We start from the raw sequence: 24,624 nt of genomic DNA on the forward strand, positions 1-24,624 counted from the left end.
TTCTTTGAGGACTTGAGGCCGCTTTGCTCATTAAATAAAAAATGTTGGAATTGAATTGTTCTGTTCTTCAAACCACAAGTTTACTGGGCTTAAAATCTCAAAAAACAAAAATGTCATGGGTATTCAACGACCAATTCCCCGTTTTTTTAGCCATAAATCACGCTCTTTATATCACTAAAAACCACACCAATAAAACTGATAAACTTTTAAACTTTATCTATTATGAAAACATTACTATCAACAATTACTTTTCGCCTGCCCCACCTGATAGGTGCGGTCATTTTGTTTACACTGTGTTACGCATGCAGTGAATATGACACTTCGGAGACGTTGACCTACGAGCATTTAAAAGGTACTGAAGATCCTGAACCGGATTATCGTTCGGATATGCCTTATAACCTTAACGTGGTCTATTTTTATCCTAAAGGCACCCAGCCCCATCCAAAGTATCAGAAGCGACTTTCGGGGGTATTAACATTTTGGCAGGAACACCTGGCTGACGAATTAGCGAGTTATGGCTATGAAAGAAGAAAGTTTGGATTACTCAGGGATGTTTACAATGACTCATTGGTGAAAATCATTCCTATTGAGGGGCAGTACGAAGACTACCGTAGTGGTTCACAAAATATAAAATACATTGCAGAAGAAGTAAACGCTTATTTTGCGGAGCATCCTGATGAGAAAGCCGGTCCTCATACTGCCATTTTCCAACGCGGTACCGGCAACGGATCAGGCTGTGATTTTAATCCAGATCCCAAGCTCTTTTTCACAGGTATAAACAACCTGGCCTATTTAATAGATTACGAGAAGTTAGACATGAAATACTTTAGAAACGGAACTACTGAGGGCGATTGTTTAAAAGTGGGGTCGAATATGCACGAACTACTGCATTCCTTAAATGTACCTCATGATCGCGAGCGTTATAACGATCCTGATAATTTCAGAGAATGTATTATGAGTGGCGGTGGTGGCCGATTGTCGAGACAAGAATATGCGGGGAAGGTTCATATCACTAAGGCAGCTTGCGCTATCCTGGATAAGAACCCGATCTTTCAGACTACTGCCAGTCCGTACTATACCTCACCTGAATTTGGTTTGGACAATTTCGAATTCACTTCGGACGAGGAAAACATCTATATCAAGGCGCACCTGGCAGCTACCGGGGCCAAGCCGGCTCATTTGGCGGTTTATCACGATAAGTACCCTGCATGGGTGAATAACGATTACGATGCTATTAACTGGACCACCGCCTTCGATGAGAACGGTAATGCAGAATTAACGATGCCACTGGCCGGGTTTTACCCTGATATGCTTGAAGACTGGGCCTTTATCCGACTAAAACTTCGTATCGTCTTTGAGGACGGAACCCTGGAGAGTTTAGACAATTTCGGGTATTTCATGCTCAACGGGAAACCTCGTCTGGATATGCACTTAAATGAAACCATCAATGAAATGGATAAATCGGACTGGCAGGTGACCTATATAAAATCGGAACAAGCCGGCAAAGGAAAAGAAAACCTAATCGATAACGATCGTAATACCTTATGGCACAGCGAATGGTGGGGTTCGCCTCAGATCGGTAAGATTCCACAAGACTTTATTGTAGACCTCGGCGCTGTTAAAACGGTAAACGGTTTCACATTTGCGCAACGACAGCAAACCGACCCGAACAACAGTGGTCCGTTACAAGTACATATTAAAAATTACACCATCGAGATCAGTAACGACCAGACGAACTGGACGAAGTTAGGTGATTATAGCTTGCAGCAAATACAGGAGCGACAGATCAGAACTTTTGCCGATCCGCTCAGTCTGCGCTATGTTAGAATAACGATGAACAGTACCTACAATAAAGATGTGTGTGCACTTGCGGAATTCGGTGCCTTTTGAAAAGCAGGTAGCACCTCATCTTTAATCAGGCAACAAGCATATTGACGCTCTTATTTGAAAATAAGATCAGTTGATTAATTTGGTTGATAACCTCGCTCATTCGGGCGGGGTTTCTTTTTTTATTTACCCTTTCTCCCGCTATTTCCTTACCGATCGTATTAATTTTGGTTTATTTCCGTTTTACCGTTAACTTTAAGATTATTATTACCAATACTTTAGCAACCATCACTTATGAAAAAGATTGAAAAGAAAGACATCGACCAAAAGGTATTCGACTTATATGATGCCTATGCACACAATAAAATGGATCGTAAGGAATTCATTGAAAAGTTATCGCTGTATGCTGTAGGTGGCCTTACCATTTCATCGTTATTGAGCTTTGTGCTTCCTAATTACGAAAATACCATACAGGTGGCGGCGGAAAGCCAGGAGCTTCATACGGAGACCATCGAATACGAGTCGCCTAAGGGCGGTGGTACGATCAAGGCTCAATTATCGCGCCCCAAGGGTGCGACCGGGAAGTTACCGGGGATTGTGGTGGTACATGAAAACCGCGGATTAAATCCGCATATAGCCGATGTGGCTCGTCGTGGGGCACTGGCTGGATTTATCACCATTGCACCCGATGCGTTGTCGCCTTTGGGCGGTTACCCGGGTAATGATGATGATGGAAGAGCTATGCAGCGCAAACGGGACCGGAATGAGATGCTGGAGGACTTTATAGCTGCATTTGAGTATTTAAGGAATCATAAGGAATGTACAGGCCATGTGGGGGTTGTAGGGTTTTGTTTTGGAGGTTGGATCTCGAATATGATGGCTGTAAAGTTAAAAGACCTTAAAGCTGCTGTTCCGTTCTATGGAAGTCAGCCCCCACTGGAACTGGTTCCGGATATCAATGCCCCTTTATTATTACACTATGCTGAATTGGACGAACGTGTCAATGCCGGTTGGCCTGCTTATGAAAAAGCGTTGAACCAATACGATAAGGAATATATTGCTTATATCTATCAGAATACCAACCATGGATTTCATAACGACTCAACACCTCGTTATGATGAAGCTGCTGCCAAATTAGCCTGGAGCCGAACCATTGAATTTTTTAAAGAGGAGTTGGCTTAGAACCACTTGATTCATGATTTCAATAGGGTTATTTAGTCTGCTCATCGACATAATCTTTTATCGGCTTACTGACATTACGTTCATAAGCATCTTTGTCTTTGGCATGTTCCTTCCCTTCAAATTCAATAACGGTTGTAAGGTAGCGTACCACCAATTTTAAATGGTCGCTCGATGGTAAGAGGTTATGTAAGTTGATCATGAATAAACTACAAGCAATAGCGATCAGGATCATAAAGCCGTAGTACATCAGCGGTGGATAATCTTGTACCGACGGAATAATAGCCCATGAGATAAAGTAAAAACCAATAGACATTACGACAATGGATATTAATTGAAAGGTAGCTCTCAGCTCTTCGAGTTTATAGCTGATAAAATTGAGAATAAAGCCATAACAAACGGCCAGGACGGGAAAACCTATGGCAAATAAGAAGGACGACATTTCTTTAAATCCGAAAATGCCTTCTGCGTCAGAACTTGCATAGAATATATGTAAAAAGGGAGCAATAGCCCCTATAAAGGCTATTACTCCAATAAGAATAACATCTTTTTTAGCCTTGTTCTCCTTTTTTGATTGGAGGTACGACTTTGTCTTTATCGATTCCATAGACTTCTTGTTGTTTTCCTTTGTTAATCGGAGGTACGACTTTGTCTTTGTCAATTCCGTACAACTCCTGGGTTTCTTCATGCGATGTATCTGGGGTACATGCGTAGGTTAAAACTCCTAAAACTGCTACTAACAATAATAATACTTTTTTCATTTGTAAATGATTTATAAGTTAATAATTAATTAAAAACCTAAAAATACATCAAAAATGAGCATCCCACCTCACCATTAAACGATTATATAAGGTGGTTATCAGTGTGTTATCATCAGTAAACACAGGTAATAATATCCTTTTAAAATGGCGTATTATGGTGTGTTACAGCCATAAAACAATGAAAATTGACAAGCATTTTGATTGATTTGCTGCAATTTTCAGTGTTTGAAAATACTTATTTTTTTGGAAAATTATTGTAATTATAATTAGCCATTTACTTACTTTATTCATCGTTGTTCCATTTATTCCCAAGCAAAGAGGTATGGTTATAGGTATTTTTGGTTGCTCCGCCAAGCAGGAATCTCACTGAGAGGTGGAAAATAAAACTTGTTTTCCTGTTAATCTGTAATATATTCCTGAACGACTTCTTTTTTGATCCCCATATACAAAGCAAACTCATGAACCGTTACCATCTGATGGGGTTCTTTTTCAAAATATTCTCTTATCCTTTTATAGATCGCTCTTGAATTCCGGATACTTTTTCCGGTAATTCGCTGGATATCTTTTGGATAAATACACACTCTTTTAATTCCTCTCATACTTTAAATATAAAGGAACCCCCACTATACCCCCTAATTTTTAAGCCGAAAATCGACCAACTTCAAGGCCAAAGAAACATTTTAATACGATCTGTACGGATTTATACTTAGCGGCAAAAACCTGCAAAAACGGCTATTTAGGATGATCAGGGTTCTTCAAATTTTCGATCGGCTCATCTTTCCTATATGTTTGGACATGAAATGAAAAAGTACTGCAGGAAACCATTCATTTTCAATCGCTATGGGAAGGTCTCATAGGATTTTATTCTTTAAAAATTTAAATCATGCCACAACAAAAAGGAATCATTAAACTAAAAGGCACCATGGGAGGTATTACCTTTTATAAAACCGCCGACGGCTATTTAGCTCGTGAAAAAGGAGGAATTGAAAAATCCAGGATGGAAAGTGATCCTGCTTTTCAGCGTACCCGGGAAAACGGATTTGAATTTGGTCGGGCAGGTAAAGGAAGTAAACTCCTTCGCATGGCATTGCGCACCCTGATGCGTGATGCCAAAGACAGACGCGTAACCAGCAGGTTGTTAAAAATCCTTGTGAGCATCGTTAAAACAGACACTACGAATGCTCGCGGGCAAAGAACTGTACAAGATGGTGAATTAGCTCTTCTTAAAGGTTTCGATTTTAATATCAAAGGAAAACTGAATACTACCTTGTTTGTCCCTTATTCAACGAATATTGATCGTGCAGCAGGAAGCATGCAAGTACAATTACCTGCTTTAACTCCCTCTATTGGTATAGAGGCTCCTGAAGGGACCACCCATTTTAAGCTAATCATTGGTTTAACGGAGTTGGATTTTGAGAACGAAACTTTCATTTTCGACGGTAATGAAACCGGTATTCTTCCATGGAATGCAGAAGAAATCCCGGCTACAGACCTATCGGCTTCGGTAACCGCTAACAGCACCCTGCCACTATTTCAGGTAATGGGGATTAGCTTTTACCAGGAGGTTAACGGGCAAATGTACCCGCTTAAAAATGGTGCTTTTAATGCGCTTAATGTTATTGGGATCGATACACCTTAAGCAATGGAATTGGTTTTATTAAGAACCCATTTTAAAGAGAGCACCCTGGGTGCTCTCTATTACCGAGGGAATTTTATTTGTTTCACCATAGAATTGCCCTGGAAGGATAACCAGCGGAATATTTCATGTATCCCTGATGGAAACTATCTATTAAAGCATCGAAACACCTATAGACTAGGGCCTCATTTTCGGGTGGAACAGGTATCGGAAAGGGATGGCATCTTAATTCATCCGGCTAACAATGCCCAGGAAGAATTGCAAGGATGCATTGCTCCTGTAAGCCAGTTAACAGGGCTTGGGAAAGGGATTTTTTCTAAGAATGCCCTGGATAAGTTGTTTTTGTATTATGAACGATCTCGAAATCTAGAAGAAGATTTGTTTTTGAGAATTGAATCCAAGGATCATTCTGATGCACTTATGCCTTCATAATTAATCTTAAATATCTAAAATCATGAAAATTACAGAACGTTTTAGTAAACCTACCCCTAAGTTTTTCAGGGTATTACGAAATTTCGGAGTTGCCCTTGCTGCTGCCGGCGGTGCCATTGTTGCTGCGCCCATTTCGTTACCTGCTATTGTGGTTACCATTGCTTCGTACCTGGCAGTTGCGGGTACGGTGGCTACTGCGGTGAGCCAGGCGGTAGTTAGTGATGAAACTGAAATACCCACACAAACATGGCTAGAATAATGGACGGTAATACGGTTTATAAGCTTAGTTTTACCGGCGGTACCGTTTTCGGGATGATCCCGGGCATACGGTACGACGACCTTGTATTGACCCTAATTATGGCTACTACAGGTGCCATTGCCAGTTTTTTGGTTAGTTTATTACTGAAATGGGTGATGGAGCAGTTGAAGAAGTAATATGAAGGAGCCCGGCTGTGAGCCGGGTTTTTTTATAAATTGTTTTTTACAATTCAAAAATTGAGAATTTAATAAGTTATGCTTATATATGGAAAAGCAATAAAATATTACAACATAGTAATTAGCTGCCATTACCCTAATACCAAATTCATTTTATTTTATTTTATTTTATTTTATTTTATTTCCTTTCCTTTCCTTTCTTTTGCCTTGACGCAAAAGAAACAAAAAGTCAAGCCGGCATTAATTAGTATCACCCATTTCGCTTCATAACCTATACAAAAAGAACTCACACTGTTTAGCAACAGTGTTCAAACAGCTTTTTGTCCTTAACGGTTATTTCAGCTATGGGTACCCGATAAAATTAATGATGGCGGCTAAAGTGATACTATGAAAGCTTTTTAATTATTAAAGTAACCGAATGAAAAAATACAATAGGTAGTAAACTTAATTAATTGCCCAAAAATTTGCTAGTAAGAACCCGGTTGTGAGCCGGGTTATTTGAAATTTATCTCAGATGTCATCAATTTCAATTTATTAATTACAATACTGGTGTTCTCAATCCTTATCTTTTACCATCAAATATCCAATCACTAATTTATTCACTTCCTTCCCCACTCTTATGATCCTTTTAAATCCACCGGATTTCTTGGATTAAAATTTAGGCAGGTTAAAAATTAATATTAGTTTTACCCACCAAAAACTAAACTAAATCAACCCAAACTATGAGAAAATCACTACTAATTTTTTGTTTGATCGTATTCAGTCAATTCGGTATTTCGCAGGAATTTATATGGGATCAGGCAACTTACAAACCCGGTGTTTATAAAACATATGGCGAATTTATCACCAATGCTCCTACCCTGGAGCTCTCTCAATTTGATATCCAGGATAAAAAAGCTTCGCACGGACTTATGGGACTTGAAGGGCATCCGGTAAAACGTTTTAAGCTAAAGCGTAAGGAAGCAGAAAAGATCGGTGGCATCATCGGCTTCAGCGATGGGACACATGTCTATATCAATCCCGCTGCCATGAAAGAATTTGACTCTAAGACCAATTTCTATGAGGTTGAATTCTACGGTCAGTTCTGTTACCTGGAATTTCTTCAAAAATCTACCGTTCGAAACGGTTCTCACACCAGTAGTTCCTATAACAAAACACATGGCTTCTTTAACCTGGCCAATGGTAAGTTCATGGAATTGAACAGATACACCATGCATGATTTATTGGAGGCTACTGATCCTGAGTTACTGGAGAAATTTGAAAAGGAAAAGGGGAAAAACAAAAAGGTTAAAGACTACTTTATCGAGTTTGTGGAAAGAAGGGAAGCCCGGGAGACTTCGGAGAAGTAATATCCCGACAGGCTTTAATAGCTTATCCTGTTATGATACCATGCCAGGTGGTGGTCCGGGTACTATAAAATTATAAAGGCTAAAGAAAAGACCGAGATAAAGGTCCATAAAAACAGTGCGAGAACCACCGGTTTCATACCTGCCTTCTTCAGATCTTTTAAAGAAATAGTACTCCCTACTACAAACAGGCTAAATACCAGTAATCTTTTTGAGACCAAAACGATGGTAAGGGACAGCTCTGCCGGGATGATATGGTAGCTATTGGCTATGATGGCCCCTATAAACAGGAGTATAAAATATGGGAATTTAATCTTCTCCTTTTTGGTACGAAAATAAAACATGGAAAAGATCGCCATCGGAATTATCCACAGGGTTCTTGACAGTTTAACGGTGGTGGCAATTTTTAAGGCTTCATCTCCATAACTCATGGCAGCTCCTACTACAGAGCTGGTATCGTGGATGGCTATGGCACACCACATTCCGAATTGCTGTTGACTCAAATGAAACCAATGCCCTATTGATGGAAAAATAAATAAGGCTAAGGCATTTAAAAAGAACACGACCCCCAGGGCCATACTAATGATCCCGGCTTCCGCCTTGATTACCGGGGCAATAGCTGCAATGGCACTACCTCCACAAATGGAGGTTCCCGAGGTAATTAAATGCCCCAGTTTAAGGTCGAGATTCAATAGGCGTGTCAGCAATAATCCCAGGCCAACGGTTAGCACAATAGATAACAGGGTAAGCTGCAGTCCTTCCCCACTCACTTGGATCGTTTCTTTGATGAACATTCCAAAACCCAGGCCGATAACCGCTATTTTGAGGAGTACACTAACAAGGGTATGCGTATATTTTTTAAAAGGGTTCTCTAAAAAAACAGAAGATAAAAAACCTAGTACCAGGGCCACCCCACTATTGATAATACCGAAGAGGATCAATATTACCAGGGTTGTATAAACTAAAGGTGATAAAACTGCTTTCATGTTATTCATATGTACCTGCAAAGGTATGGTCGAACAATAACATTTAAGCACAGTAATTAGCTATGTTACATAACTAAAAGTTATAGTTGTTATGTATGAAATTTTCCAATGCATCCATAGTTCCTGACTGATAGCCTGTACGACAAACAAAATAGAACCATCGTTCGATCGCAATACCTTTAATGTCAATAACCTTGAGTTTATTATTTAGCAAGTCTTCTGTGACGGAATGTATCGATAGCAGGGCGTAGTCATTTGAATAATACAGGTAATTTTTGATGGCTTCGGTACTATTAAAACTCACCACCGTATGAAGTTGATCAACCTGATGGTCTCGTAAGGCACTTGCGATGATATCTTTTGTTCCGGAGCCGGATTCCCTGCCAACCATGTTGATTTCCTTTAAAGTTTCGATAGTGATGGTTTCGTTTTTAAAGCTTCGATTAGCCGCATTGGTAACCAGTACAATTTCATCTTTGATCAGCTTCTTGAAATGTAGTTTCGGATTGGTATTTTTTCCTTCCGTAATACCATAATCCAGTTGTTGGTTTAGTATTAACTGTTCGATGTTCTCCGAATTATCGGAGGTTATTTTAAAGTTTGTCTGAGGAAATTGAGTTTTAAATTTAGCGATTACGCCAGGTAAAATATAATTCCCCACGGTGGTGCTTACTCCCATTTGTATACGTTCGGGAAACAATTCTTTTTTGGTTAAAAATTGTTCTTCAATTTTAGCATAGACATCCAGTATTTTATTCACATATACTAAAAACGCTTTGCCTTCGTCGGTAAGCTCAATAGCGTTCCTGTTTCTAACAAAGAAGGTGGTTTTATAGGTGTCTTCGAGGGTTCGAACCGCTTTGGAAATGGCGGGTTGTGAAATGGACAATTGCTCTGCCGCTTTGGTAAAGCTATTGTAATGCGCTACTGTTTTAAAAATGTGTAATTTATTTTTCATCTGTATGTCGTAGGAACCAAAAAGACAAGCTAGTGATGCAGTGGCTTTTTGGGAAGCATGGTAAAATTACAAAATCAAAACCTGAAGACTGTAATGGTCTGCTAGTCTTTTATTCTCAAAGAAAAAGATTTGATACCATGATTCGCACTCATGATTCGATTAGAGTGTAAAGTTATCCGGGTCGAGTTTGTGGGCTCTGTTCTTGTCTTCCAGAGCCGCCGCGATATTTCCAAGTTTCATATGTACTTCGCTTCTGTAATGGTAGGCTGCCGCTTCCTCATCCTCCATTTCAATAAATTTATTAAAATCTGAAAGGGCGTCTTTATAATTCTTTCTAATTAAATGAATAAAACCTCTATAGTAGTATGCCTCCATACAATAAGGGTCTATATGTAAACAAGTATTTAAATCATTTAATGCCAGACTCGTCTCTTTACGAAGCAACATTAGCTTTGAACGTTTATAAAAAGCATCCGCATTTTGATTATTAATCAATATTGCCCTGTTGAAACATGCTAAGGCCTTTTCAGTCATAGTCAATTCCAGGTAAACAGCTCCTTTATTTACATAAGCAATATCATTATTCGGATTTAACTCCAATAATTGATCGTATACATTTAATGCATCAGAGTGTTTCCCTATGGTTGCTAGTAAATTTGCAAGATTCAAAATAGCAATGGCATAACAAGGATTAATTTCAATAGCTTTTTTATAATGATTTATGGCTATAGTGAACTTATTAAGTTCTTCATAGACAATCCCTTTTAAATAATAGAATAATGGTTTTTCAGGGGATAACATCAATCCTTTATTCAGGTGATCAAACGCTTTCTTATAATTATTATTGGCATACTCCCAAAAAGCCAGGTGTTTGTATACTTTGGGATAGTTCGGGTTAATATCAACGCAATGCTGAAGATGAAGTTTAGCCAAATCGTATTTATTTTTTTCTGTGAATATAAATCCCATTAAACTATAGGCCTTATAATACTTCGGATCAATATTAATACAGGTATTAAGATCTTTTAAGGCGCTCCTGTACCACCACAGTTTGCTATAACATTTAGCCCTGTGGTAATAAAGACTTGCATGACTTGGATTACTTGCGATTAATAAGGTATAGACTTGAGCAGCTTTTCTGAAGTTTTTTATTTTATAATATTGCTTAGCTCTGTTTATGTATGATTTTACACGAAACTCAGTTTGCATGTTGAATAGTTTTAAATTATTTTAAATTAAGATTGTCATTCTATGCTTCTTCAAAGGATATATTTACTCCTAAAAGTTGGGCAATCGCTTTTCTATCATGGAAATATATGCCTCCAATTTTAGTGCAAGGCAGGGTCCCGTTGGCTCTCATTTTACATAAAGTACTATGACTTATTCCGAGTAATTTCCGTACTTCTGCCGATTTAATCCAATTCGTGGTGGAAGTATGCAAGGCTTCCTTAACAAGCATTTTAACTTCATTAATTAATTCATCTTTAAATCCTTCAAGGTCTTCTGCGGTAAGTAAAATTTGGGTCATAGTTTTAATATTTAGTTTTACTGGTAAGTTTCTGGAGCTTTTTTCTATATGATGTAGGTGTTAGATTGGTTTTAGATTTAAAAAAAATATTGAAGCAGCTTGGATTCTTAAAGCCTAATTTCTCTGAAATCTCAATAATAGATAAAGAGCCGGATAATGCAATTTCCGCTCGTTGTAACAGGACTTCACTTAAATAATATTTAGCAGTTTTACCACTTATTTTTTTAAGTTTTAAAGACAGGGTTTGTGGAGTAACACAAAGGCGATCTGCATAAAACTGCACCTGATGTTCGCTAGAAATGTGTTGATTCACTAATTTTAAAAAGTCTATGAAAATTTGGTGATCAACCAGTATATAATGCTCTGAAACAGGGAGTATCTTTTCTACCTCCATAAAAAAGATTACAAAGGCCAACTGTTTCAAATTACTTTCTAAAGAATTAAATGTCTGTGAGTTTGATTTATACCATATATAACTCGTTAATATTTTTAATATGATATATGTTCTATTACTTAATCTTAAATTGAAGGACTTTTCTTTTTCAATCGAATGAAAATATAATTGAGCCAAGCCCGAAGCATTATACTTTCCGAGAACAGTTAAGTTAATTTGAATAAGCCAAGCCTTAAAATCGGTACCGACTATGTTTAAGGATACCGGAAGTTTAGTTCCGATTAGAAATAGCGCTTTTTGATGCAAACTAGAATTGACATACCCACCAGACACTTGTAGTATTCCATATTGAATAATGATCAGGTATAAATTACTTGTTTGTAACCTTATATGCTCCGATCTATCTATGGATCTCATATTGTAATCAACATCCATAACTTAAATCATCATTAAATAAAAGCTTCTTTAATTTAATTAAAAGAGAGGTGCCCTGTGAATGACCCCTCCCTTTCTCCGAGGTTTATTCGGGGATTATTTTAACTGTTGAATTAGTGTTTCTAAAGCTGCCTCCTCATTGCTTTCCAGGGCGCTATTAATCCAGGAAGCTATATGACCGACGGCTATATCCCAATCTTCATCTTCACGTTCTTCGTCATCGCCATAGGTTGTCAACATTGCCATATCTGAGGTGGTATTTAACACCTGTATATCATAGCTATTAAACTGGTTGTCTGTTAGTACATTGTATTGATATTGAATTAAATAATCATAAAGTTCAGGATCCGGTTGGTACTGGACCATCAATATGGTATTAGCAAAGTTTGACAAACTGTTTTTCGCGGCAGTACTTAAATCTGAATTCTCGATGAGTTGCCGAAGCTCCTGCCTGGTAATATCCTCATAACTAATTCTCAAAGAGATACCTGTATTAGTATAGGTGTTTAATCCATATTTATCCGAGAGTTTGTGAATTAAGGCACTTCTTTGCGCAGTGCTTAACGGACGATCTACTTGTTTTAAGTAATCGGCTTTAATTGATGTATAAAGCGATTTAGTTTCATTGGTTATTATAGATCTAGAGGCCTTATGTTCCGGATTATCAGTATAGTCTCCTTCATTATTGCTACAGGAAACAAAAAGAATGCATATAAAGTATTTGAATAAATTTTTCATGATTTTGATTTAATGTTGTTTTAATCTGTGAATCAGTTCAGTATTCCGGAAAAGTTGAACCAAAGCCCTGTTTATGGGCCTATTTGGCTTTTGAATTCGAATCAAAGCTAGAAGAGAATCATACATCAATCAAATGACTACAAATGCATTTTCGTAAATTTAAATACGTATTTTCTGTAAATAATTAATCTTTTTACCGCTATTTTTAGCAATAATTCAATACATTTATAAAGATTACAGATATAAGTAAATACCCTGTATTCGATATCATTTATTTTGAAAATATCAGTTCAAATATTACTTTATATACTGTTGTGGCCTTTACACTTCGTAACCGCCAGTGCACAAACACAGGGTCTAAACAACCTCGATAGTTTAGTGTCAAACGACTACGCTACCTTAGCTCATAAAATTAAACTTTCGTCCAAAGGCAGTATTTCACAGCAAGCGTATTTAAAGGCCTATTTAATGAAGGCCAGAGCAGAAAAAAACGATACTGAAGAATTTTATGCCTACAAATACTACCTCCATCGCACCGATCATGTTCAAAAAATCCGATTTTCAGATAGTATGCTCATGGTCGCCAAACGTATTCAAGACAGTAGTTTAATTGCGAGTAGTTACCTCACCCGAGGAATTGTTCATTATGGAGCGAAAGACCATACTGCAGCTCTTAATAGCTACCTCAAAGCAACAGAGTATCTTACCCTGGATAAAACACCCTATTTATATTACAAGAACCAATACCTCATCGCACAGGTTAAGTACTATCTGGGCTATTATATGGAAGCATTGTCATTACTCAATGAATGCCTTCCTTATTTTAAGCATCATAAAGAAAGAGCCTACCTGAACACCTTACACCAAATAAGTCTATGCCAGAATCGCATGGGAAATTACGGGGATTGTTCTGAGACTAACAAAGTAGGACTAGAAGCATCCAGGCGATTGGGTATGGCAACCATGGAAATCTATTTTAAACTTTCGGAAGGGGTTAATCAATACTCCAGAGACAATTACCACAATGCCCTTACCTTACTTAATGAAGTATTACCAGGTATTGCTAAAAGGGATGACTTCGCTAATAGTGCTATCGGGTATTTTTATCGTGGAAAAAGTTACTTGGCACTGGGTAAAAAGGATAAGGCTATGGATGATTTCAAAACCGTTGATGAAAACTTTAATGCGCATCATTATATCCGGGCAGACCTAAGAGAAAGTTTTGAGATCCTGCTAAAGCAGGCTATTTCTTCTGATGATACCGAGCAACAACTTTATTATATTGATCAGTTGGAGCGCCTAGATAGTGTTCTTAACCAACATAACTACTACCTCTACAAAAAAATATTCAAGGAGTACGATACCAAAGCACTGGAGCGCACGAAATCTAATTTGGAAATACAGCTCCGCAAGGAACACAAAAGAACAGGATACCTAACTGCAGGGTTGGGGATCGTTTTTTCGCTATTAGGTTTGTTTGTGGTTAGGCATTTAAAAATCAGAAAACGCTATGAGGAGCAGTTTAAAAAACTGATGGATGAGGAACCGAAGGAATCTGTAGTATCTCCTGTTGCCCCCCTTAACTATTCGGATCTAAATATTAGTGAAGATGTTTTGAGTACAGTCATCAAGCAGCTAAAAACTTTTGAGGAGAAGCAGCAGTTCCTGGATGAAAATTTATCTGTAAGTAAATTAGCCGCTCAACTTGATGTAAACTCCAAGTACCTATCTAAAATTATAGCTCGTTTCCGAGGTAAAAGTTTTGCCAACTACATCAATGACCTCAAAATAGATTTTATCGTGGCGAGATTAAAAAAGGAACCCATTTTAAGAAAATACACCAATGCTGCCCTGGCCAAAGAAGCTTGTTTTAGCACTACACAACGGTTTACGAGAGCCTTTAAATCAAAAACGGGGATTAGCACCTCCTACTTTCTCGAAGAACTTAAACGGGGTCTTTAATGAATGACTGTCTGTTTGGAACCATTTAATGTTCAATAAATGAATTTTAGCACGTTCAAAACCTCCTCCACTTGAATTTCAAAACATATAAAATCCAACTTTTATAGTATTCTTATCTATTTAAAGGTTTTTTAAAAGTGTCTATTCAATCCTTTGCAATACTTTAGCAATGGTTTCAAAAGCTACACTTACAAGGCATAATAATTAAAATATACACTACTAATGCCTGAAAAATGAAACTAAAAGCCACTATTATTGATATCATCTGCCTCTTCTACATCCTGTTGTTTGTATATGCTGCGGTAAGTAAGCTATTGGATTTTGAAACCTTCAGGGTGCAGTTGGGGCAGTCTCCCATGCTCACCAATTTTAAGGGGCTGGTGGCCTATGGTGTTCCTTCTATTGAACTTGCACTTGCGCTGCTACTCATAGTCAAAAAATTTCGCATCCCAGCTTTATATGCGAGTCTTGGTCTTATGATGGCTTTCAGTATGTACATCATAGCCATTTTAAACTTTAGTGACCATATCCCTTGTTCATGTGGCGGGGTGCTCGAACAACTGGGGTGGACGGAACACTTGGTATTTAATATAGTATTTATGTTTCTGGCAGTAATCGCAATAATCCTTGAATCAAATAATATCTCTACAATACATGAGAAAAATATCAAACAATACATAAAAACTTAATTGCGCAATTAAGGAAGGGGAAGCCGAAAACCTTAAAGAGTAGGCATTATTTAAAATTTATAAAAATGAAGACAAAAGTTTTTAAAACCGTCCTACCAGCCTTTGCTTTTTTAGTAGCAATAGGTATTGCATTTGCAGCAGATGCAAACAGTAGTAGTCAGATTGGTTATTACGACGATCCTTTTATTCCCGGAATTCAGCAAGTGCAAACTCAATGTTCGCCAATGGCAACGGGTGAATTATGTACTCATAATGGTTACCAATTGTACGACGAGCCATCACTGGAGAATCCTTTAAAAAGGGTTGAATAGTAGTTTATTTTAAATTAAAAGGCTGCCTTTTAATTTAAGGCAGCCTATTTATATTACACTTACTAATCTAACTCTAAATATTTACGTATTAAAGGTTCCAACCTTTCTCCCCTGGCATTTCTATCTACTATTCTTCCTTCTTTATCCAATAACCAAACTGTCGGCAAACTATTGATGTTATATAGTGAATGATAACTAACCGACACATTTGAAGCTTTATCTAAACGCTGCGGCCAGGTAGCCCCGGTTTTTTCCATAATCTTCATTATCTGTTCTCGGGATTCTTCTCCATTGGCTATAATCCCAATTACTTCAAACCCATTGTCTTTATACCTGTCATAAAGTTCTTTCACATGGGGCATTTCTTTAATGCACGGAGGACAGTAAGTTGACCAAAAATCAATTAATACCACCTTTCCTCTCAAATTCTTCAGGTTTACCTTCGTACCATCCATAGCAGTAAAACTCATTTCTAAAGCCTTTGATTTGGCATTATTATCGTTCATATCCTGGGTGTTTAGTGCCTTTATATTCTCAAGGGCCACTTTTTGCAATGCCTTTATTCCTTTATGCTTCGCTATTTGGTTTTCATTAGTAAATTCATAAAAGCGTTGCCAATAATATTTCCTAAGAGAAGGAACCTTTGAGTGATCTGTTACATATTTCACAAACCGATTTGCATAGTGAGTCATGGATTCCAATTCGGAATATTTGTAAAATAATTGTTCTATGCGCTGATAAATACTTTCCCAATAGAATTGATAAAATTGTTCCCAAAAATCCTCTTCAAGTGATTCTCTCTCCAATCCAACAAACCACCTATTGGCTATAAAAACATCCCGATTAATCAGTGACTGTTCGATTTCAAACTTATCCTGTGGCGAGGCATTTGATGCTAAAAATTTTTCTACATACTTGTTTCCTTTCTCCAACCACAACTCCATTGCGCTTTTGTTAATGGGTAGGACCCTTCGAAAACGGTCAGCTCCTTTCCATTTATCAGGACCATAGAATGCATTAAGAATTTCAAGTCGCTCTTTTTCTATAGTTTCCGGGATAAATACCGGTAAAAAGAATGCGCTTAAATACCACTGCAGTACCTCTTTATAATACTTCGACTCCGGGTAATTATTCATAAATTTTTCAGCCATAACAGACCTTTTGCTATACACTTCATCTTCATATCTCTTATATACCAATAAACTTGGGCTTTTGGCTTTAGCTTCCTGCTCCGGGGTATTGTAATACAGGAGCTTTAGTTCATTAAATTCTTTCCAGTCCTTTTCCTCCTGGCTACTTTGCGATTGAGGGTATCCCCTGTTATGCATCAGTATCAATGAAAGTATGATGAATAATATTGAATGTAATTTCATGGTCCTTTTTTATATTTATTTAATGAAATTGGTTTTTAGTAACCACTATTCTGTGGTTGTAGTTTCGGATTCATTTCCAATTCATTAATGGGAATTGGGAATAAAGTATCAGTACTTCTCCAATTAGGCTTCAGATTCTCAAGAACCTGATTGGCCTTCTTTAATCTTTTAAGATCGAACCAGCGGTGTCCGTGTTCTGTAAACAGTTCTACCCGCCGCTCCCTGGTAATAGCTTCTATGAGTCCAATTGAACTTCCAATATTCACTGGCGGTAAGCCTGCCCTTTCTCTAATCGTGTTCAAATCATTCTGTGCTCCCACTATATTATTTAAATGCGCCCTGGCCTCGGCGCGAATTAAGTGTTGTTCCGCCATTCGGAATACGATGGAGAATTCTAAAGATTCATTGGTAGTATTTATTGTTTGCTTGTATTTATATGGAAAATACAAGGTGATATCGCCTGCTGTACTTGAAATACTATTAACCCAATGAACTCTTCTTAAATCGTCTTGTTCGAAAGCAGCTAATAAATTGTTATGTAATGAATAGGATTGTCCCGGAATAAACTCTATAATTAACTGAGCTGCTTCATAGGTGTTTAACTGGATAATACCTTCAGGTTTAAACTGCCAGATGGTTTCCGGTGAATTCTTTAAAAATACTTTGTCGAGATCCTCCTGTAAATAATATCCTGTTGTATTAATTACTTCAGTGGCTATCGTTTGTGCCTGTTCCCAATTACCCCTATACATATGCATTCTTGAAAGCAAGGCTTTTGCCACTATTTGATTGGGGATCACTCGCTCACCACTCTCATCTTCAACGGGTAATAATTCAGAGGCCTTTTTTAAATCTTCAATAATATGCTCGTACACCTCATTTTCATCATCCCTTGCCACCTTGTTATTCAAAAGGTAATCGGTAGAAGTTATATAGGGAACGTCTCCATACATGGTTACCAATAAACTGTGAAGGTAAGCGCGTACAAAATAGGCCTGCCCCATAAATCTTTCTTTATCGTTTGAACTAAGTTCTGTTGCATTATTGACCCCTTCCAGGATATTATTTGCCAGGTAAATTATTTGATAAGCGTTACGCCACCATTCATCTACCAGGCCGTTCGAGGCGTTTACATTATGCGTATACATGGCCAAATAATCATTACTAAAGCCATAGTAATCGAGTTCATCGGAATAAATCCCCATAACGATACTCAAACCGTTCAGTCCGGAAACCATTCCTTGCTCACGCATTTGATAATACATATTTGCAATAGTGGAGGCTACCGTGTTAGGATCTTGAAAAACTTCCTCTGCGATCAATACATTTTTAGGGGGATCCACTTCGACGAACTTCTCACATCCTATCATTATCAGTGCCAACAGGCTGATAATTCCTATTTTTAATGTACTGTTACGATCCGGCAGAAAAACGCTTAGTATCCTGCTCTTTTTATTTATATATCTATGCTTTTTCATCATTCGAAATATTAATGGTTAAAATCTAAGTTGCCCCCCTAAGGTGATTTGTCTCAGCGGTGGTAAAATATAATTTCGGGGTTGTTCAGGGTCGGGTCCGCCATAGTTGGTGATGGTGAGCAGATTCTGACCCTGTATATATAATGTCACATCCATTACTTTACTAAGTGATCCAGGAAGTTGATAAGACAAGGTTACATTCCTCATACGAAGAAAAGAGGCATCAGAAACTGCTTTATTGCTATCACTTTGCCTTTGCCCTGCCTCCCAGACTCCGGGAAATTGACCGAATGTGGCTCGCTGAATCGAAGCATCATCACCTTCATTTCTCCAGCGATCGTATAATTCAACCGGCATATTATAGTTATACCCGGGGGTTGGATAAGATCTATAGAAATTATAGGCCTTTTGTTTCTTGAATTGAAAGAATACCTCTAAAGAAAGATTCTTGTAGGTAAAAGTATTCCCAATCCCCCCATAGAGTTCCGGTGCTAAATCCTCTATCCATTGTTTATCATCAATAGCATTGATAACACCATCATCATTAAAGTCTCTGAACCGATAGATTCCTGTTTGAGAATCCACACCCAGGGATTCATAAAGTTTAACAATGGTCAACGGTTTTCCTATCACATATTTATTGGCATAGGTAGAGGTAGCAAGGTCGGGAAACGCTACTAAATTGTTTTTAGGTAGTGTCAGGTTAAGTGTAGTTGTCCAATTAAAATCCTCCCCGGCAATATTTACCGTTCTTAGATCGAATTCCCAGCCTGTATTTTCAACGGTTGCTTGAAAGTTACCTGTCAAAGATTGAAAACCGGTAGTAGCTGCCAATGGTATTCCTACCAACTGATCGGAGGAGCGATTTTGATACCATGCTGAATTCAGTACAATACGATCTTTAAAGAAATTGAGGTCTAAAGCTAATTCAAGCTTTTTATTAGTTTCCCAACCAAAAACCGGGTTATATATACCTGTAGGGTATAGCAGGGTAATTCCATTGTAATCATTTCCCGATACCCCGAAGGTATTCAAGAACTTATAATCTCCAATATTATCGCTCCCTGTTGTCCCGTAACTCCCTCTTAGTTTACCATAATTCAGAAATCCATTTTCATCTAAGGACAACGAGTTACTAAAGATCCAAGCCAAGCCTAAAGACCAGAAATTACCAAACTGTTTGCCCGACCCAAACCTCGATGATCCATCTCTTCGACCGGTTAGGTTGAGGATATAACTGTTTCTCCAATTAAAGTTCAGCCTGCTAAAAATTGACTGGTAATGATATTCGCTTTGGCCATCATTTAAAATTTCTATGGTATTGGCGGCAGCAAGGTTTTCCAACATCAGATTATTAGGAAACCCTGTTGCTTTAAGCACCGTTTGATCGGTTGTTTGTTGTTGAAAGGTAGCCCCTGCCAAAACACCGAAACTGGCGTCATCCCATTGATGGTTCCAACTTAATTGCGGTTCTATGATCCAGGAAGTATTGGTAGCCCTTTTGCGGGTTTGAGAGGAATAATTCTCAGGGGTGAATCCATATTTCGGATTCCTGGCGGTACTAGGCATGAGCTTATACGAATCCATCTGATAGTTATTATAGCCAAGGTTGGTTTTAACCTGCAGTGCTGGTAAGATCTGATAAGACACCTGGGCATTCGCCATGAGGGTATTACTTTGTGTCTTGTACTTCTCTAATAACATGGCCAATGGATTATCCCAGGAATTATCCTCCCAGTTTAGCTGTCCTTCGTCGTCATATAACGCTGGGGCATTTGGAGCCAATTTGTAAGCGGAAAGGGTTAGGTCAGTACGAGGTAAATTGTTGGTTTCAACAGTATAGTTCGAGGTTAAGTTCAAAGCAAATCGTTTGTTCTTTGAACGGTGATTCAGGTTACTGTGTACTGCAGTATTCCGATACTTTGAATCTCCGGGAAAAACTGTAGTTTCATTTAAATGAGCACCACTGATCCGGAATCGAGTCTGATCACTACCTCCTGAAACTGATAGTTGTAGTTTCGTTCGATAGGCGGTACCCCCCAATAAGGTTTGTTGCCAATCGGTATATCGGTCCTGATCCCATGTTTTTAGATCGGGCCATACAAAATCAAAGGCCGGGTTTTCTAAAAAGCTACCAAATCCGTCATTCTCCACCCCTTCTTTCCTTATTTCCAGGTATTGTGGGGTATTCATCAGCTCGAGAAAATGAGAAACATGTCCCATGCCACTATTAATAGTTGCCTGAAACTGTGTGGGACCGGATTTTCCTTTCCTGGTGGTAATTAATACCACTCCATTTGCCGCTCTTGAACCGTAGATAGCGGTAGCATCGGCATCTTTTAACACCTCTATACTTTCGATATCTGATGGATTTAATGCATTAAGCGGACTCACATTACCATTATTGATACTTCCGGATACACTGGCTGATGCCAGTGAATTTGCATTGAATGGAACCCCATCTATGATGTATAGTGGATTGGTATTTCCGTTTATAAAATTCTTACCTCGTATCTCAATGTTATATCCTCCTCCGGGTACTCCGGTAGTCTGTTGAATATTAACCCCGGACATATAACCTTGCATGGCCCCGAGCGGATTGTTGACGGGCTGTTTCTCAATTACGCCTGATTTAATGGTACTGATACTCCCTGTACGCTCCTTTTCAGATACGGTATAATACCCTGCATTTACTGTAACCTCCCCAAGAGCGGTTACATCTTCGGTAAGGATTACATCGAGTTGTAATTGATTTTCTACCGGGACCTCTTCGGTTTTAAATCCTATAAATGTAAATACCAGGACATCATTGGGCGTTGCCGTAATATTATAAACTCCTTTATCATTAGTAAAGGTGCCATCCGTAGATCCCTTAATAATTACTGTAGCTCCCGGAATGGGTTTACCCTGCTTATCGGTTACGAGGCCGGTTATTTGTTGCTGGACTATAGGTAAGGGAGTCCTGGGTTTGCCAAAAGCGGTATAGCCTAATAGCATGATACATAAAAACAGGATAAGTAACAGCACGATCCTGGTCTTGTTCAAGAAATTATTTTCCATAATTTTGAATGGTTTAATTAAACTTGGTTTTAATTGAATTTACCCTCTGCCTCCACGCCAATGTTGTCAGAGGGTTTTTTAATTCTTTGTCATTCCGTACTTGTTACGGAATCCATATGTAATGGTGCTAACAATGTCTTACCCCTGCACCCCTAAAGGGGACATTGTTTATTACTCTCTTGTCATTCCGTACTTGTTACGGAATCCATATGCAATGGTGCTAACAATGCCTTTCCCCTGTACCCCTAAAAGGGCGACCAAGCGTTTAAAATTAGTCCAGTGGTCTGATTTAGCGATGGGGCGAGCTGGCGCGTTGGATGATTTGGATAAATTGATTTTTCCAATCTGTCATTCCGCGCTTGTTGCGGAATCCATTTACTTTGAGTGTTTCTTTCATATATATTTCATTTTTTAGTAACAATTCTTACTTTATTTGTTGGTTTAATTTTCATATCTTTATGATGAACATTATGATCAATGCTTAATTGTTCGTTTACCCAAACAAGATCTATCCCCTTGGGAATAGATTTTTTTAATCCGATTACAACCTGCCCTACGGCAGGTTTTTTTAGTTTATGAGTTCCTTAGTTTTCTCAAATAGTAACCAGGTGGACAAGCCTGCGGAACAATTAATTATCTTCTAAACAAACCACAGGCCTGGTTGACATCCATCGACTAACTCAATTATTTATTATGTTCATTTTTGTAAAGGCAAAAGATATTCACCCCATACCAAACATAACATTCGGACGGATCTATTGATTCATTTCTTATGCTCACGTTGTTATCCATTTTATACAAATACTCATGAATGCAATGCATTTGGACAAGCAAAAGAAATGAACAATAATTCAGTAAATAATCTATTTGAACACGCACAGCCGGATACTGTGTTATATGTAGTCGTCAGTTACAGGAGAAAAAGAGTTTCGAATTTCCGGGACACAGCATGATAAATTTCTGTATCTGGATTCTGCGACATACTGAAACGAGTTCAGCAAAAGGGTGCAGAATTATAGTTTAGCGTCACTCCTGTAACTATAATAATCTTAAACCGGGTTCTTCGGTTTCTTTTTAAATAATATATAAAATACAGTAAGCTGCAATTCATATACGGTAGTCATCCTTTGTTTTGTTTGTTGTTTCATCCTATCCTTTAATATTTTCCAAATAATCATTTCGACTAAGAATTAACATCTTAATGCAAAACCTCGAACGAAAACCAAGAAACCAAAACTTAGAAGTAAAGTAACACGGACTGTTTTAAACTGATGGGCGTGGAACTCTACCTACCGAACTGAGGTACTGGTATACCCGCACACGAATAAGTGAGCCCACACCCGGGTTGTGAGCTAATGTACTTATTGTCTTGTGTGCAAAAATTACCAGTTTTCAGTTCAAGACTCTAAGCAATTGCCTCTAATATTTTTCTTATAGAAGAATCGCAAAAATATGTAATACGTAGCTAATATAATAAATTTTCTTACATATTGTCAAACTTGACAATTATTTTCGATTAAAAGCCATGATCTTGTTGTTATGAAAGAACTAAAGGCTGCTTACACAAAGAAATTCGGAGAACATTTAAAGGAATTGATTCAACGCCATAATACCGATGTACAGACCGTTGCCTCTATTGGTAATATCGAAAGTAAACAAGTATACCGAATCATCAGTGCTGAAAATGAACCCAAGATCACTACCCTCCTACCCATCGCCAAAGGCCTGGGAATCGAAATGAAAGATCTTTTTGATTTTGATTTCGATTTTTCTGTGGAAGGTTTTGTTGAGGAATAACTTAATTTCTTATAAAATCAAAAAGCCATTCATAATGAATGGCTGTTTTTGGTTGAATTTTTATAATGTAATGACTTTGGCTTGATTCCAGTTTATTTGTTTATCTGCTTCGGATGCATGAATATTGGTAAAGCCGTCCTATTAAAAAGCTATTACTTCTTCTTCTCCATTAATCGCTTTAATGCTTCGGACTTTTCTTCATAGCGGTCCCTGTTCCTTTTAAGAGGAATGCAATACATTACCAATAAAAAGACGGTAATTATAAAAACAGGCAACAACCACTTATAGTTTAAATAATTAGCCAATACTACCATAAAACCTACAAATAACAAGTTGAGCACACTGATAAACAGACTGGCTCTTTTATGTGACAATAAGAGTCCGTCAGTAAATAAGTGATGTAAATGGTTTCTATCTGCAGAAAATGGTGATCGCTTCTCCAAAACCCTCAACACAAAAACTCTGGCTGTGTCTAATAAGGGAACAATTAATATGCTAACAACAATAATTGGTGTATTCTCCTTAAGAAATGGTAATTCCGCCACTTTTATAGTATTGAGAGACAATAACTTTATACTCAACACACTAATTATAAAGCCTAATAACAACGAGCCCGTGTCGCCCATGAAAATCTTACGGTTTACTGAGAGGTTATAATAAAGAAACCCTAAGAGGGAACCTAACAAAGCAAAGCATAAGAGCATAAAAAATGGAGCATCCACACTGTAAAATATATACGCATACACTCCTGAAATTACCATACCGACCATGGAAGCGAGCCCATCTATACCATCTACGAGATTAAAAGCATTGATGACAACAATCATAAAAACAGCAGCCAAGATCATTCCTAAACTAAATGGTATATTATCTATCCCCATAAATCCGTTCAGAGAATTTATTGATAAGGCCGGGATGAACAATATGAAAGCTATAGCGCAAAATTGAGCTAACAGCTTTGCCTTTGGACTTATAGATACCAGGTCGTCTTTCAAACCCGATATAAACATAACTGTAATTGCCGGCATAAAATAAATCGCCTCTTCATTAGGACCAAAAGACCTGATAAAAAACAGCGTCCCTATTAAGGATAAGTAAAAGGAAATTCCTCCCAGGGTTGGTGTTTTCCTATTATGGGAACTCCTCACATTGGGATCATCCATTAGGTTTTTATCCCTAACCACCTTAATAATTTTAGGGATGGTCAACAAGGTAAAAACAAAACAGCCTAGAAAGATTGCTATGGTGTATAATAGCATGTGGTTGTCTTGGTTAGGTTATTGGGGTAAATATAAGAGG

At 38.0% G+C, this 24,624-nt stretch carries 24 protein-coding genes; 11 read left to right on the forward strand and 13 right to left on the reverse strand.

What is annotated here, in order from left to right; genetic code table 11:
- The first annotated feature begins 222 nt into the window (after window positions 1–222).
- Both P278_RS07225 and P278_RS07230 read left to right on the forward strand, forming a co-directional pair.
- Complete coding sequence (locus tag P278_RS07225) at window positions 223–1,890, forward strand: discoidin domain-containing protein (RefSeq protein ID WP_082436104.1); 1,668 nt, start codon at window positions 223–225, stop codon at window positions 1,888–1,890.
- A 231-nt stretch (window positions 1,891–2,121) separates the two neighbouring features.
- Complete coding sequence (locus P278_RS07230; RefSeq protein WP_038264365.1) at window positions 2,122–3,009, forward strand: dienelactone hydrolase family protein; 888 nt, start codon at window positions 2,122–2,124, stop codon at window positions 3,007–3,009.
- Between the two features lie 28 nt (window positions 3,010–3,037).
- Here P278_RS07230 and P278_RS07235 read toward each other — a convergent pair whose 3' ends face one another.
- From P278_RS07235 to P278_RS07245, 3 genes are all read right to left on the reverse strand, one after another.
- Window positions 3,038–3,613: a hypothetical protein gene (locus P278_RS07235; protein ID WP_152973904.1), complete on the reverse strand. Its 576-nt coding sequence runs from the start codon at window positions 3,611–3,613 to the stop codon at window positions 3,038–3,040.
- Entirely contained in the window at window positions 3,558–3,767 is a 210-nt protein-coding gene (locus P278_RS07240) for a hypothetical protein (RefSeq protein ID WP_038264371.1), read from the reverse strand. Before P278_RS07240 ends, P278_RS07235 begins: the two co-directional genes overlap by 56 nt.
- 398 nt (window positions 3,768–4,165) lie before the next feature.
- Complete coding sequence (locus P278_RS07245; protein WP_038264374.1) at window positions 4,166–4,366, reverse strand: hypothetical protein; 201 nt, start codon at window positions 4,364–4,366, stop codon at window positions 4,166–4,168.
- Window positions 4,367–4,650: 284 nt separating this feature from the next.
- Between P278_RS07245 and P278_RS07250 the strand changes: the two genes are divergently transcribed.
- From P278_RS07250 to P278_RS07270, 5 genes are all read left to right on the forward strand, one after another.
- The gene (locus tag P278_RS07250; RefSeq protein WP_038264376.1) at window positions 4,651–5,406 is read left to right on the forward strand and encodes a hypothetical protein; all 756 of its coding nucleotides are present in this window, start codon (window positions 4,651–4,653) and stop codon (window positions 5,404–5,406) included.
- Window positions 5,407–5,409: 3 nt separating this feature from the next.
- Window positions 5,410–5,835, forward strand: a complete 426-nt coding sequence (locus P278_RS07255) for a DUF5675 family protein (protein WP_038264379.1) — start codon at window positions 5,410–5,412, stop codon at window positions 5,833–5,835.
- Between the two features lie 22 nt (window positions 5,836–5,857).
- A complete protein-coding gene (locus P278_RS07260) occupies window positions 5,858–6,094 on the forward strand; it encodes a hypothetical protein (RefSeq protein WP_038264381.1) in 237 nt (78 codons plus the stop codon).
- Entirely contained in the window at window positions 6,082–6,270 is a 189-nt protein-coding gene (locus P278_RS16635) for a hypothetical protein (RefSeq protein WP_038264384.1), read from the forward strand. Before P278_RS07260 ends, P278_RS16635 begins: the two co-directional genes overlap by 13 nt.
- Before the next feature lie 722 nt (window positions 6,271–6,992).
- Window positions 6,993–7,619, forward strand: a complete 627-nt coding sequence (locus P278_RS07270; RefSeq protein WP_038264388.1) for a hypothetical protein — start codon at window positions 6,993–6,995, stop codon at window positions 7,617–7,619.
- A gap of 62 nt (window positions 7,620–7,681) precedes the next feature.
- Here the strand turns inward: P278_RS07270 and P278_RS07275 are convergent, their stop codons facing one another.
- The 6 genes from P278_RS07275 to P278_RS07300 form a co-directional block, all read right to left on the reverse strand.
- Window positions 7,682–8,602, reverse strand: coding sequence for a YeiH family protein (locus P278_RS07275; protein WP_038264390.1), 921 nt, complete (start codon window positions 8,600–8,602; stop codon window positions 7,682–7,684).
- Between the two features lie 73 nt (window positions 8,603–8,675).
- On the reverse strand, window positions 8,676–9,560 hold the full coding sequence (locus P278_RS07280) for a LysR family transcriptional regulator (protein ID WP_038264393.1): 885 nt from the start codon (window positions 9,558–9,560) through the stop codon (window positions 8,676–8,678).
- 159 nt (window positions 9,561–9,719) lie between these two features.
- Window positions 9,720–10,769 carry a tetratricopeptide repeat protein gene (locus P278_RS07285; protein ID WP_038264396.1) on the reverse strand — a complete coding sequence of 350 codons (1,050 nt, stop codon included), beginning with the start codon at window positions 10,767–10,769 and terminating at the stop codon, window positions 9,720–9,722.
- A gap of 40 nt (window positions 10,770–10,809) precedes the next feature.
- A complete protein-coding gene (locus tag P278_RS07290) occupies window positions 10,810–11,088 on the reverse strand; it encodes a helix-turn-helix domain-containing protein (protein ID WP_038264399.1) in 279 nt (92 codons plus the stop codon).
- A 4-nt stretch (window positions 11,089–11,092) separates the two neighbouring features.
- Window positions 11,093–11,899, reverse strand: a complete 807-nt coding sequence (locus P278_RS07295) for a helix-turn-helix domain-containing protein (protein WP_161808348.1) — start codon at window positions 11,897–11,899, stop codon at window positions 11,093–11,095.
- Window positions 11,900–12,013: 114 nt separating this feature from the next.
- The gene (locus tag P278_RS07300; RefSeq protein ID WP_038264406.1) at window positions 12,014–12,655 is read right to left on the reverse strand and encodes a hypothetical protein; all 642 of its coding nucleotides are present in this window, start codon (window positions 12,653–12,655) and stop codon (window positions 12,014–12,016) included.
- A gap of 276 nt (window positions 12,656–12,931) precedes the next feature.
- Between P278_RS07300 and P278_RS07305 the strand changes: the two genes are divergently transcribed.
- The 3 genes from P278_RS07305 to P278_RS07315 all read left to right on the forward strand — a co-directional run bounded on the left by P278_RS07305 (window position 12,932) and on the right by P278_RS07315 (window position 15,617).
- On the forward strand, window positions 12,932–14,617 hold the full coding sequence (locus P278_RS07305; protein ID WP_152973905.1) for a helix-turn-helix domain-containing protein: 1,686 nt from the start codon (window positions 12,932–12,934) through the stop codon (window positions 14,615–14,617).
- Between the two features lie 233 nt (window positions 14,618–14,850).
- On the forward strand, window positions 14,851–15,306 hold the full coding sequence (locus P278_RS07310; protein ID WP_038264409.1) for a MauE/DoxX family redox-associated membrane protein: 456 nt from the start codon (window positions 14,851–14,853) through the stop codon (window positions 15,304–15,306).
- 65 nt (window positions 15,307–15,371) lie between these two features.
- Window positions 15,372–15,617 carry a DUF6520 family protein gene (locus tag P278_RS07315; protein WP_038264412.1) on the forward strand — a complete coding sequence of 82 codons (246 nt, stop codon included), beginning with the start codon at window positions 15,372–15,374 and terminating at the stop codon, window positions 15,615–15,617.
- Between the two features lie 62 nt (window positions 15,618–15,679).
- On the opposite strand, the gene P278_RS07320 is transcribed toward P278_RS07315, so the two are convergent.
- From P278_RS07320 to P278_RS07330, 3 genes are read right to left on the reverse strand one after another with little or no spacing between them, the layout of a single operon-like run.
- Window positions 15,680–16,990, reverse strand: a complete 1,311-nt coding sequence (locus P278_RS07320) for a TlpA family protein disulfide reductase (RefSeq protein WP_082436105.1) — start codon at window positions 16,988–16,990, stop codon at window positions 15,680–15,682.
- Window positions 16,991–17,025: 35 nt separating this feature from the next.
- Window positions 17,026–18,468, reverse strand: a complete 1,443-nt coding sequence (locus P278_RS07325; RefSeq protein WP_051413460.1) for a RagB/SusD family nutrient uptake outer membrane protein — start codon at window positions 18,466–18,468, stop codon at window positions 17,026–17,028.
- An 18-nt stretch (window positions 18,469–18,486) separates the two neighbouring features.
- Window positions 18,487–21,528 (reverse strand): SusC/RagA family TonB-linked outer membrane protein, encoded by a 3,042-nt coding sequence (locus P278_RS07330; RefSeq protein WP_038264415.1) that lies wholly within the window; start codon window positions 21,526–21,528, stop codon window positions 18,487–18,489.
- Between the two features lie 1,539 nt (window positions 21,529–23,067).
- Between P278_RS07330 and P278_RS07335 the strand changes: the two genes are divergently transcribed.
- Complete coding sequence (locus P278_RS07335) at window positions 23,068–23,325, forward strand: helix-turn-helix domain-containing protein (protein ID WP_038264418.1); 258 nt, start codon at window positions 23,068–23,070, stop codon at window positions 23,323–23,325.
- Window positions 23,326–23,477: 152 nt separating this feature from the next.
- Here P278_RS07335 and P278_RS07340 read toward each other — a convergent pair whose 3' ends face one another.
- Window positions 23,478–24,584 (reverse strand): glycosyltransferase family 4 protein, encoded by a 1,107-nt coding sequence (locus P278_RS07340; RefSeq protein WP_038264421.1) that lies wholly within the window; start codon window positions 24,582–24,584, stop codon window positions 23,478–23,480.
- Window positions 24,585–24,624 lie beyond the last annotated feature (40 nt).

Origin of the sequence: Zhouia amylolytica AD3, from assembly GCF_000511935.2 — a bacterium.
GTDB classification, from domain to species: domain Bacteria; phylum Bacteroidota; class Bacteroidia; order Flavobacteriales; family Flavobacteriaceae; genus Zhouia; species Zhouia amylolytica.